This is a genomic window from Microcoleus sp. (assembly GCF_041354475.1).
Classification (GTDB): domain Bacteria; phylum Cyanobacteriota; class Cyanobacteriia; order Cyanobacteriales; family Microcoleaceae; genus Microcoleus.
On sequence record NZ_JBGJZU010000035.1, the window covers coordinates 18,285 to 30,210 of the forward strand.

The 11,926-nt window shown below is 45.3% G+C and carries 12 protein-coding genes; 9 read left to right on the forward strand and 3 right to left on the reverse strand.

Going from position 1 to position 11,926, the window contains the following annotated elements:
* From ACBR23_RS14750 to ACBR23_RS14770, 5 genes are all read left to right on the forward strand, one after another.
* A partial coding sequence (locus tag ACBR23_RS14750; RefSeq protein ID WP_371119652.1) for a hypothetical protein occupies positions 1 to 191 on the forward strand: 191 nt, incomplete at its 5' end.
* 472 nt (positions 192 to 663) lie between these two features.
* On the forward strand, positions 664 to 1,056 hold the full coding sequence (gene rplU, locus ACBR23_RS14755; RefSeq protein ID WP_371119651.1) for a 50S ribosomal protein L21: 393 nt from the start codon (positions 664 to 666) through the stop codon (positions 1,054 to 1,056).
* A gap of 32 nt (positions 1,057 to 1,088) precedes the next feature.
* Entirely contained in the window at positions 1,089 to 1,379 is a 291-nt protein-coding gene (rpmA, locus tag ACBR23_RS14760; RefSeq protein WP_341733420.1) for a 50S ribosomal protein L27, read from the forward strand.
* A 266-nt stretch (positions 1,380 to 1,645) separates the two neighbouring features.
* Positions 1,646 to 2,638: an ImmA/IrrE family metallo-endopeptidase gene (locus ACBR23_RS14765; RefSeq protein WP_341736290.1), complete on the forward strand. Its 993-nt coding sequence runs from the start codon at positions 1,646 to 1,648 to the stop codon at positions 2,636 to 2,638.
* A gap of 2 nt (positions 2,639 to 2,640) precedes the next feature.
* Complete coding sequence (locus tag ACBR23_RS14770) at positions 2,641 to 3,306, forward strand: hypothetical protein (protein ID WP_371114001.1); 666 nt, start codon at positions 2,641 to 2,643, stop codon at positions 3,304 to 3,306.
* 235 nt (positions 3,307 to 3,541) lie between these two features.
* On the opposite strand, the gene thiS is transcribed toward ACBR23_RS14770, so the two are convergent.
* On the reverse strand, positions 3,542 to 3,754 hold the full coding sequence (gene thiS, locus ACBR23_RS14775; protein WP_341736288.1) for a sulfur carrier protein ThiS: 213 nt from the start codon (positions 3,752 to 3,754) through the stop codon (positions 3,542 to 3,544).
* A gap of 138 nt (positions 3,755 to 3,892) precedes the next feature.
* A complete protein-coding gene (locus tag ACBR23_RS14780; RefSeq protein ID WP_340550759.1) occupies positions 3,893 to 4,975 on the reverse strand; it encodes a thiamine phosphate synthase in 1,083 nt (360 codons plus the stop codon).
* Between the two features lie 154 nt (positions 4,976 to 5,129).
* Between ACBR23_RS14780 and ACBR23_RS14785 the strand changes: the two genes are divergently transcribed.
* Together ACBR23_RS14785 and ACBR23_RS14790 are read left to right on the forward strand one after the other, a co-directional pair.
* Positions 5,130 to 7,124, forward strand: coding sequence for a DUF1565 domain-containing protein (locus ACBR23_RS14785; RefSeq protein WP_371119650.1), 1,995 nt, complete (start codon positions 5,130 to 5,132; stop codon positions 7,122 to 7,124).
* A 5-nt stretch (positions 7,125 to 7,129) separates the two neighbouring features.
* Positions 7,130 to 7,795 carry a class I SAM-dependent methyltransferase gene (locus ACBR23_RS14790; protein WP_341736336.1) on the forward strand — a complete coding sequence of 222 codons (666 nt, stop codon included), beginning with the start codon at positions 7,130 to 7,132 and terminating at the stop codon, positions 7,793 to 7,795.
* Between the two features lie 127 nt (positions 7,796 to 7,922).
* Here the strand turns inward: ACBR23_RS14790 and ACBR23_RS14795 are convergent, their stop codons facing one another.
* Positions 7,923 to 8,417, reverse strand: a complete 495-nt coding sequence (locus ACBR23_RS14795; RefSeq protein WP_371113998.1) for a DUF427 domain-containing protein — start codon at positions 8,415 to 8,417, stop codon at positions 7,923 to 7,925.
* A 429-nt stretch (positions 8,418 to 8,846) separates the two neighbouring features.
* Here ACBR23_RS14795 and ACBR23_RS14800 point away from each other — a divergent pair, with 429 nt between their 5' ends.
* Both ACBR23_RS14800 and ACBR23_RS14805 read left to right on the forward strand, forming a co-directional pair.
* On the forward strand, positions 8,847 to 10,805 hold the full coding sequence (locus ACBR23_RS14800) for a cation:proton antiporter (RefSeq protein ID WP_341736284.1): 1,959 nt from the start codon (positions 8,847 to 8,849) through the stop codon (positions 10,803 to 10,805).
* Positions 10,806 to 11,195: 390 nt separating this feature from the next.
* On the forward strand, positions 11,196 to 11,675 hold the full coding sequence (locus ACBR23_RS14805) for an NUDIX domain-containing protein (protein WP_341736283.1): 480 nt from the start codon (positions 11,196 to 11,198) through the stop codon (positions 11,673 to 11,675).
* The last annotated feature ends 251 nt before the right edge of the window (positions 11,676 to 11,926 follow it).

Consider the following 11,926-nt stretch of genomic DNA (forward strand, 5'->3'; position numbering starts at 1 on the left):
CTACTCGTTCTACTCGTTCTACTCGTTCTACTCGTTCTACTCGTTCTACTCGTTCTACTCGTTCTACTCGTTCTACTCGTTCTACTCGTTCTACTCGTTCTACTCGTTCTACTCGTTCTACTCGTTCTACTCGTTCCCAGGCTCTGCCTGGGAACGCAGATCCAGAGGCTCTGCCTCCAATTTTCTGTTAGCAAGCAGCAAGCGAGGCGGAGCCTCTAGACATTGATTCCCAGGCAGAGCCTGGGAACCAGTTAGATTTTCTGTTAGCAAGCAGCAAGCAGCAAGCGAGGCGGAGCCTCTAGACGTTGATTCCCAGGCAGAGCCTGGGAACCAGTTAAGCAGCAAGCAGCAAACGAGGCGGAGCCTCTAGACGTTGATTCCCAGGCAGAGCCTGGGAACCAGTTAGCAAATACTTAGTCCGCGGAGGCGGACTTCGTTTTTGTAGACGCGGTTTCAACCGCCGACTCACTTGACAAAAATACCCAAATCGTCTATAATCGTAGACTGTCTGTCTAAATCCGGCTCGGATCAGGTTAAGACATTCCAAAAGCTGAAAAACCGTCAGCCGTCAAAAGTCCACAGCCAAAAGTTCGTAACTAAGGACTAAAGACCAATGACCAATGACTCATCAGCTACCTGTACGGCAATCTCAACCACCATCCCATGACTTACGCAATTATTGAAACCGGCGGCAAACAATTTCGGGTAGAACCAGGCCGCTTCTACGACATCGAACTGCTTCACGTCGAAGCTGAATCCAAAGTCACCATCGACAAAGTATTTCTGATCCAGCACGAAGACGATGTTCACATCGGCCAACCTCTAGTAGAAAATGCCACAGTAGAAGGAACTGTTCTGCGGCATTTCCGGGGCCGCAAAGTCCTCGTCTATAAGATGAAGCCGAAAAAGAAAACTCGGAAGAAAAAAGGGCACCGTCAAGAAACAACTCGCTTTATGATTGACTCCATCAGCGTCAATGGTGTTGTTTTGGCCGCGAGAGACTTAACTCAAGCTGTTGTGGAAACTCCCCAAACCGGCGAAAGTGATTCAGAATAAAAAATAGTCAGTAATTTAAAGTTGAGGAAATCATGGCCCATAAGAAAGGTACAGGTAGTACACGTAACGGACGCGACTCTAATTCTCAGCGTCTTGGTGTCAAAAAGTACGGCGGTCAAGTTGTCAAAGCTGGCAACATTTTGATTCGTCAACGCGGCACGAAAGTTCACCCTGGTAATAATGTTGGTATTGGCAGAGATGATACTCTGTTTGCCATGATTGATGGTGTGGTGACTTTTGAAAGAAAGGGCAAAACTCGCAAGAAAGTTAGCATTTATCCTGTGGTTGTAGCAGCGCCTGCGGCTGAAGCTGTAGCAGTTTAATTTGGATAGTTTCCTCGTTCCTAGGCTCTGCCTGGGAACGCATTTCTAGAGGCTCTGCCTCCTGATTCCTCGTTCCTAGGCTATGCCTAGGAACGCATTTCTAGAGGCTCTGCCTCCTGATTTTCTATCTCAATATACCGATTACATTTGAAGACATGGTATAATAGAAATTGACACTCTATAAAAAATCTAATAGTTATATTCTTATATTCTCGGTAATTAGCTTATAACAATTTTACGCTAATTTTCCTAGGGAGGGTAAGCCAATGACACAAACATTATCAATGTCTGTTCTTTATAGGAAACTCTTGGCGATAGGTTTTCCTAAACAGTTCGTTCGAGACAAAGTTTTGCCTAGTTGGTGGAATGAAGAACTAGACAATCAGCCCGTCGCCGTCCTACAGGGGGCTGGTCATATTGCCCAACATCTGCGCCTAGACCTCAAAAGTCTTTTAGCCGAGAATCAAAAGCCTCAGTTTCAACCATTACCTCACACAAAATTCAAGTATCATCAACAGAGTCAAACAGACTTACCTGATGTCGCCCATCAACTTGCTTCACGGGTGGCGGAAGTTGTTGCTAATGCTATAAAGCTAGAATTTAAACCGATTCCATCTGACCCGGATCAAGTCCGTTCAGAGATTGTTGCCAAACATCCTCAAGTTAATTTATACAGCTTGATTCATTACTGCTGGCAACATGGTATTGTTGTTATTTATTTCAATAATTACCCTAAGAAGCAACGCAAAATTACAGGCATGATCCAATGGCAAGGTGATTATCCCGTGATTGTTTTAAGTAGTAGTCATACTAATCCGGCATTGTTAGCCTTCCATCTTGCCCATGAACTGGGTCATCTAGCCCTTGGTCATATTGAAGAAGGTATTTTGATTGATGATGATATTAAGCAAGACTCTGATGATCAAGAAGAAATAGATAGTAATCAGTTTGCAGTTAAATTGCTAGTCAACAGTTTTGATAATTTCCTCGGCAATCAAAATTTTTATAATGCAGTACAGCTAAAGAATAAAATTATTCAACGTAGTAAAAATGACTTAACTATTGATCCATGTGCATTGGCTTTAAATTATGGTTGGCATAACAAGACATATTTTGGATTGTCTAGAAGATGTCTAAATTTGATTGATGATGATAAAGAAGGACAAAAAATTATTAACAATTTTTTACAGCAGCATCTAAATTGGGATGAATTAAGTGATGACAATGCTGATTACTTAGACAGAATTTTAGGAGAATAGCTTTGTCTACTTGTATCTATTGTATTGATAATGACATCATCAAAAAGCTTGCTACATTTCAGCTATTCGATAAGACCATTCAATTATTTTATGCTAGTTATGGGCAAGTTAATATCCTAGAGACGGCAAAATATAAATTTGAAAACGATTGGAAAAAATTTGAAGGAGGTCGAAGTCGAAAAACAGAAGATCCTGTGATTAATTATAAACAAGTTCTTTACCTTACTAAGACTCTACCGAACATACTGGAATCGGAGATTGACCAAGAAATTTTTATCCAGTTATCCAGTATTGAGAATATTGATCCAGGTGAGGCAATGCTCACAAGTTGTGCTATCAAATTTATTCAAAATAATAAATCCGCTCAGATTTTTAGTGGAGATAAAAGATTCATTAAAGCCTTAGCCAATGTTAGCTTACCTATCATTCAACAATCTCTAAATCATCGATTATGGTGCTTAGAGCAACTTGTTCTCAAAAATATTGAAGCCGATGGTTTTGAGACTATTCGGGATCTGATTGTTCTTGTTAGAGAATGTGATAAAGCAATTAAGAATGTTTTTGGTTCTGGGCTTAATTCAACATCTGAGAACTCCCTACCTACTTTAAAAAGTTATATTGAGGAGTGTCGGCAGGAGGCTGGTAATCTACTCAATCCTTACAAGTAGTAATGTGTGGCTAACCATTGGTGTCAACTTAACGTCAAACCGATAGTCCGACAGGGGTTTAAACCCCTGTCTCAAAGCTAAAGTCCTCTAAAAGAGGACTAATGAGTTGAGATTCTTCTCTTCAGTCCTCTTTGAGAGGACTTTCGCTATTAGACAGGGGTTTCAACCCCTGGCGGACTTGATGAATGACTAACGGACTTGGCGGGCTGACAGCTTAAGTTGACACCAATGGTGGCTAACCTCCTCCGACAATGGTCACAATTTCTAAGATGTCGCCTTCTTGCATTTCTGTGGTTTCCCAAAATTGTTTGTGCAGAATTTCGCCGTTGTACTCCACAGCTACTAATCGTGGATTTAAACTTAGTTGTTTTAATAATTCTGGCAATGGTGTTTTGGTGGCACAATTACGGGTTTCTCCGTTGACTTGGAGAGCAATTTGATTGGTCATTTGTTTATTAATTTAATTATTTGAACGAACCGCGAAGACGCGAAGAACACGAAGGAAGAACTGCATTTCCTTCTTTCCCCCTTGGGGGGGTGGGGGGGTTCTTGTTTCGCGTTCGCGTGCCTCGTGGTTCATTTAATCTTACGACCTATTAGTTATAAGTTTGTGAGTTTTGAGCTTCTGCATCCGAATTAGCTGCGAGATGAAAAACTGTGTGACTAAAGTTGGTTGTTCGGCTTCCATGATCGATCGCACAACTGCTACTCTAGAAGCTCCGGCATTTAATACTTCGTCGAGGTTGTTGATGTCTATTCCGCCGATCGCAAACCAAGGAATTGGTGACTTAGCAGCAGCATACCGCACATAATCTAAACCGGCAGCCTGTTTATCGGGTTTAGTGGGAGTGGAGTAGACTGGGCCAACTCCAATATAGTCGGCTCCTTCTTCAATGGCTCGCTGCATTTCCTGGGCGTTTGTGGTCGATCGCCCGATCGTCCGTCCAGGCCCTAGCAACTTGCGCGCTTCAGCTACAGGTAGATCTTGCTGTCCTAAGTGTACACCGTCGGCATCCGCTGCGATCGCCAAATCGACGCGATCGTTCACAATTAACAAAGCATCATAGCGGTGACACAGTTCGCAAAGCTTCCGCACATTATCCAATTTCACCGCATCGTCTGAGGTTTTGTCGCGGTACTGTACCAAAGTCAGTCCACCTTGCAAAGCAGCTTCCACCACGCCCAACAAATTGTCTCTCCCCGAAGTTACCAGATATAACTGCGATCGCAATAACTGCTGGTAGCGCCCATAAGCCAGCAAATCGCTTTCGAGAGTATAAACCCGATAGCGCATCTGCTTAAAAGCCTTGCCCATATTCGGATCGTAAACTTTGCCATACTCTTCAAGTACCCGTAGCGCTTCTTCCACCCGGCAGAAATTCGCCTCCAATAGCTGCTGAAGTCCAGAGCGCTGTTCTTCCTGCGGATGAGTCAGTTCCGTACCCGGATCTGCCGGCGTATCCCTAGCGCTGCGTAATTCTGCGGTGTGCCAAAAAGCCAATTCCTGACGCAGTTGCTTGCACTCGCCAGCTAAATCGGCGCTATTGAGACCAAATCGGCACCATTCTTCAATAATTCTCAATCCTTCGCGGGCGCGATCTAAATTTGCATCTAAAATCCGGCACAGAGCGGGCTGTGCCGGTAAAGTTCTGTTTGGTTTTTGCGTCATATAGAACCACCTCGATCGTTAATCCAGCAGTCAAGCTGCTACATTTTCCCACTAATTTTTAAGTTTTATTGAATTTGAAGAAAACAAAGCATAATAGATCAAACTTGAGGATAGTGGAATCGTTAAACTGCATACCACACTTCGGAGGAGAGCCGTGAGGTTAGCAGAAAATCACAGATTAACCCAGAAAAACCCCAGCAGCACGCTGCCATTAAACTTCGATCGCATGGGCGAAACTCGGCTCACAGACAGGTTGTGTTTTTTTATGCTCATTTACTCAAAACAGAGCGGGTACAACTCACATCTAGAACCCTTCTCAATCAGCCTTTCCGGGACGAGCAAGATACCCAGCCCACACCAAAAATTGCTGTTTTTGGAACAGGCATCTTGCCTGTTCCTGAAAAAGCTGCAAGATCTTAGGTATACAGGAAGGCGATCGCCAAGCAAAGCCTTAAGTTCTTGCCTGTTGCTGCTGTTTGCTAGTGTCTCATTGTTCAAAACTCAACAATCTGCGATCGCCACCGAAACCCCAATAGTGCAGATAATAGCTCAGGCGCAGCAGCCAGAAATCAACATCCTGTACGTCAGCTCATCCGGTGGAAGCGACACAACAGGTAATGGGAGCGATCGAGATCCATTCAAAACCCTTACCTACGCCTTAAGCGTCGCCCCGCCCAACACAGCAATTTTGCTAGCGCCCGGTACCTACAGCGCCCAAACCGGCGAACAATTTCCGCTGATACTCCAGCCTAACGTGATTGTTCAAGGAAACCCCAACACTCGCGGTCAAAATATTGTCATCAAAGGCGGAGGAGACTTTCTGAGCCCCACTTCGGCTGGTCAAAATATCACGATTTTAGGCGCATCGGGAGCCAGACTCAGCGGGGTGACAGTGACGAATCCCAACTATCGGGGTTATGCTTTGTGGATCGAATCGAGCTCTCCCACGGTGGTTAATAATACTTTTTTGGGGAGCACTCACGACGGAATTTCAGTGGTGGGTAATTCTCGCCCGATGATTACCGGGAATCTGTTCTCGAAAAATGGAGCTAATGGGATGACGATTTATGGCACTTCCCAGCCGGAAGTTCGAGATAATGTCTTTGAAAACACTGGATTTGGGGTGAATGTAGCGGAAAAAGCTTCTCCTTTGTTAATCGGGAATCAGATTACTCGTAACAAGGATGGTGTGGTGGTACAAGCTGAGGCGACACCGGTGCTCCGCAATAATTATATCGAGAGGAATCAGCGTGATGGCATTGTGGCGATCGCCCGTGCTCTCCCCGATTTAGGAACTATGACGGAACCGGGAGGGAATGTGATTCGCAACAACGGCCAGCATGATGTGAATAATGCTGCCAAAGGTCAATTAATTCAAGCTTACGGCAATCAATTGTTGAGCAACCGCACGACTGGTCAAGTTCAGGTGGCGGGAACTTTCAACTCTCCTCTATCCATTGGTGGCCATGATTTGGGGTTCGTTGCTCAACCTCCCAGAAGCGGTGGGCCAGATAGCTCTTTACCTGTTTATACCACAGCTCCCTTAACTCCGAGAACTCAAAGATCGCCCCAGAGGCCTCTGTCCCCGCTGTCAGCGAGTCCTGCCCAAAATCGATCGGCATCGGGTCAAACTCGGTTGTCGCCTCTGTTGGCTCCCCCAAGTGCCTCTCCTTCGGCGATCGCCATTCCAGTCCCAGCTCCCAACTCTCGATCCGTTGCAGAAATTGCTGTGCCGTCGCCAATTTTACCACCTAACTTGGATAGTGCGATTCCGGTTCCTGCTGATGGTAAATTACCAGTTCCGAGTCGCAACATTCCTCTGGGAAGGGGTGGCTATGTACCCGCTGCTTTAGGAGGTAATTCTTTGCCTAATTCTTTGCCTAATTCTGTGGCTAATTCTGGGGAAAATGCGCCATCATTCGATCGAGCGTTAGCTTTGGGTTTTCGGTATCGGGTGGTAGTTGATGCTCAGAGTCAGAGCGATAGAGCCAGGATGCAATCTCTGGTTCCCGATGCTTTTCGTACTTTTTCTAACGGGCGCGCCGTCATGCAAGCAGGTGCTTTTCGGGAACAGGAAAAAGCTGAGGAGTTATTACAAATGCTCACTGCTAATGGTTTGAATGCCAGGATTGAAGAGATAAAAGAATGAATTGGATGCAGCGAGTTTTGGAACCGGAGGTTATGGATTCCTGGGAAGAGGCCATCGAATACGATTCGATGGACTTTACTGAGGTTAATTCTGCTTTTGCGATGGGTGCGGCCGCCTTGGGGCCGGTTTTTGGAAACGTTTTGGATGCGGGGACTGGTACGGCGAGAATTCCCATTGCTCTTTGTGCAATACGTCCCCAGTGGCATTTGACTGGCATCGATTTGTCGGCGAATATGCTGAAAGTCGGGGGTGAAAATGTGGAAAAGGCTGGAGTGCGATCGCAAATTAGTCTTGAATTAATTGATGCCAAGGCAATGCCCTATCCTGACAATTATTTTGACATGGTGATTTCCAATAGCATTATCCATCATTTGCCAGATCCCTTGCCATTTTTTCAGGAAGTCCAGCGGGTGTTGAAACCAAAAGGAGCAATATTTTTGCGGGATTTATTGCGGCCGGAAACACCAGCAATCAGGGATAATTTAGTAGAGATGTATGCGGGAGATTGCAACGCGCATCAAAAGCAGTTATTCAGAGATTCCCTACAGGCGGCTTTTACTCTGGATGAAATTCAGACTATCATAAAAACTGCGGGTTTGGATGGCTTGAGAATTTATGAATCGTCAGACAGACACTGGACTGCTGAACGTGCTTGGTGCGAGTCTGAATAGACTGGGATTTGCTGCAATTTTTGAAAGCTAAGATGGTACAAGGGCGATCGCAATTGCGGTGCAGTCTAGAAACAAACCTCCACCCTAGCGGTAATCCGCTTGGTGGTGGGTAATTGACTCAACTTGTTTACCATCCCCAAGTTCCAGGCCCTCCTTTAAACGGGCCGACAATATCTTTAGTAATCCAGCCACCATAAAAAACGCCTTCTTGAGCTTGCACTAATTCTCCATCCACATAACAAGCATCCATCAAACCTGGATAAAAAGCCACATAATCCTTAATAGCCTCAAAGATATTGGTGGGATTTGGATAAAACCAAGCAGCATTCACGGCTTCCTTTTCTCCCACCTTCACTGTGTAATAGCCTGCTTGTCCTTTCCACTCGCACCAAGAACCCCGCGAAGTTTTTTGCAAATATTGCATTTCTATATCTTCGGGAGAGATATAGTAAAAAGGAGGGTGACTTGTCTCTAATACCCTTTGAGCGCGGTGGGTGTCGGCAAGGGTGACACCATTAAAAATTATCTTTACGTGTTTGGTCGATTCCTCCAGACGAGGCGGCCGTGGGTAATCCCAAACTGATTCTTGACCGGGACCTGGTTTAATTCGATCGATGTTCACTGCCACACTCTCCCTAATAAAACCACAATTTTTCTACTTAACATCATATTTATAATACTTAAAAAATACAAGATAAAAATTATAGTAGATAAAAATTCTCTTCACCACTGTGGTAGCTTAACTACAAACCATCAAGCTTTTTTAACAAAAATTTCCCAGGATGCAGAATTCTCAAAGCATTCGTCTGTTAGGAAAAATAAATATTTTACCTTGTGTGTTGAGTCTTGGGCCAAGGCTAGGGGGAACTACCATCTTTGACACCTTGAGAATTATCTGATAAGGTTATAGCGACTATCAACCATCTTTAACTAAAACCGAAAATTCATGCTCCTGTAGAGTTTGTATGAGTGCCAACCTATAGCACCTGTACTCAAGTCACCCGCGATCGCACTTTGAAAACTGAGCGGGCAGCCTCCAACAATTACATCTATGGAAATCCCCTTTAACATCACCCTGTTGATGGTCATGACCGTCACCTGTGGCATTAGCGCTCAAGTTCTGGCAGCTTACTTAAAAGTTCCAGCGATCGTCTTTTTGCTGTTGTTCGGTATTTTAGCAGGGCCAGACTGTCTGGGACTGCTACACCCAAATCTCCTCGGCAGTGGTTTGGAAGTTATGGTATCCCTTTCTGTAGCATTAATTTTGTTTGAAGGCGGCTTGAATTTGGAATTGCGAGATTTGGGTCGAATTTCCGGCAGTATCCGCAATTTAGTTACAGTAGGCACTTTAATTACCCTCATCGGCGGCGGAATGGCGGCCCACTGGCTGGGTGAATTTCCTTGGCCGATCGCCTTTTTATATGCTTCTCTAGTAGTTGTCACTGGTCCGACGGTCATCGGCCCTTTGCTCAAACAGGTTTCTGTTGATAAACAAGTCGCCGCTTTGCTGGAAGCCGAAGGAGTTTTAATCGATCCTGTCGGGGCAATTCTGGCAGTATTGGTACTGAATATTATTTTAAACGGCAATGCAGACTTGCTAGTTTTGTTCCGAGATTTAATCGTGCGGCTGGGAGTAGGTGCTGTCGTCGGAGTGGCGGGAGGTTGGCTGCTAGGATTCATTCTCAAGCGATCGAATTTTCTGTCAGAAGACCTCAAAAACCTAGTAGTATTAGCCGGCTTATGGGGATTCTTCGGATTAGCAGAGGAACTGCGCAGCGAATCGGGATTAATGGCAACGGTACTCTCCGGTATTGTCCTCAGAGCAGCTTCTGTTCCCGAAGAAAGGCTGCTGAGGAGGTTTAAAGGTCAACTCACAGTCCTTGCTATTTCGGTGCTGTTCGTGTTGCTGGCGGCAGATTTATCCCTCGCTAGTGTAGTTGCGCTCGGTTGGGGGAGTGTGTTCACAGTTTTAGCATTAATGTGGGTGGTGCGACCGATTAACATTTGGCTGTGCACCCTCAACAGTGGGCTGAATTGGCGACAAAAATTATTTGCTTGTTGGGTAGCGCCTAGGGGAATTGTCTCAGCTTCGATCGCATCTTTATTTGCCATTTTGCTAACCCAGCGGGGAATCAACGGCGGCGACTCCATTAAAGCCTTGGTATTTCTGACAATTATGATGACAGTTTTCCTACAAGGACTAACCGCCGGAGCTATGGCTCAAATCTTAGGAGTCACCTCGAAATCCGCGACCGGTGCTGCCATTGTTGGGTCAAATTCTTTGAGTAGATTGATTGCTCGGTTATTTCAAGAACGCGGCGAATCTGTAGCAATTATAGACACTAACCCGGAAGCTTGTCAACAGGCAGAACGGGAAGGTTTACGAGTTTTTTTGAGCAGTGCTCTGGATCACAGTGTTTTGGAAGCCGCCGGACTGGAATCTATGGGAACTTTTTTGGCAATGACCAACAACGGTGAGGTAAACTTAGTGTTAGCTCAAAGAGCAGCAGAAGAGTTTGCACCACCAAGGGTTTTGGCAATTTTCCCCAAAGATCCGCAAGCTAACAGTGCTGTAAATAATCCCAAAATAAATCAAGCCTTCGTGTCCGATTTGTCCTTGAAGGATTGGAACGAATATTTGAACGACAAAGAGGTAAAATTGGGAGAAACGGAGTTAAAAACTACTGGATTGCAGTTTCAGTTAGATCACTTGCAGGCTCTAATTCGGGCCGGCGAGTTAGTGCCGCTGTTATTGGAAAGACAGGGATATTTGCAAGTAGTGTCGGCGGGGCAGATTTGGCAAGGAGGCGATCGAATAATTTATTTGTTACACGATCCTACACCGAAATTGTTAAAAAGATTGTCTGGTTCATCTCAGTCTCGGTTAACTTTGGAAAAGCATCCGGTAGTGGAAGAAGTGCCGATTCCTTCTCCGGTTTTAGATTCGATTGTAGAGCCAGGTATCGTGGAGAAACCAACGGAAATTTTACAACCACCAGTTTCTAAATAGTCCTAAATCAAGGGATGGTGTTGAATTGTTTCGGGCTTTTGGTCTCCGGCAATTACGGACCCCCGTAGTGCAACCCGATCTCATCAGTTCCGTAAACCCTAGCACTTGCCTGGTAAGAGGGGCGAAAGCTCAACTTCCCCCAGCCTCCGTGGTACTGTCTCAATTTTAGATTTGAGATAAAAATTGTTGCTAAAGTGCTAAGATTAACCTCTTGAGTTCAAAAACCCTTGCGGAAGAACCATTTAGCCTTCATCGGGCTGTTAAGAAGCCCACATCATAATCTGTACTCAGATTTGATGTGGGAGTATGTCACGCTGCTAATTTGTTTGCTAACAGTGCCTCATTTATGTGTGGCTGGTTAAACCTTTTGCTTGGGGAACATCTACTGCTATGGCTCGCGAGCCTATTTCTACCTGGTATTTTACCCTAGTTGTCGTTCACTTAGAAAACCGTTTTCTATTGGTACAAGAGCGCAAGTACGATCAGCAGTGGTATCTCCCGGCAGGACGAGTGGAACAAGGAGAGACATTGTTCGAGGCCGCTATGCGTAACACGGTCGAGGAAGCGGGCGTTTCTGTGATTATTGAGGGCATTCTCCGGGTAGAGCATACAGTCATGCCTAGAGGGAATGTCCGCTTGAGGGTGATTTTTGTGGCTCGTCCCGAAGACAAAACGCCTCCCAAGAGCAAGCCGGACGAATATACTTTGTGCGCTGGCTGGTATTCTCTGAAGGAATTAGACCAGTTGTCTCTGCGGGGAGAGGAAGTTCGGGAAATTTTTCAATATATGGCCAGTGGTGCTCCCATTTATCCCATTGATTTGCTCAGTATTGAGGGGGCACCTTTTAAGACTCATCGATATCGGTGGTAGGAAGAAGGCAGAAGGAAGAAGAACCTGCCCCAAGCGGGGAAGGAAGAAGAACCTCCCCCGTTGGGGGGAAATTCAGGAATAATGCTCATACAGCAAAGCTCTTTAGCCACCTGTATCTTAGGTGTTAATCTCCCCAAGCTTTAAGGACGGGGCTTTAGACCCAAATTTCTGGTAACCAAATTGGCAACGGCGGTCGATCGCCACCCTAACGGCTGTTTAATCAATTAATGGAGCAATTAATAGGTATGGAA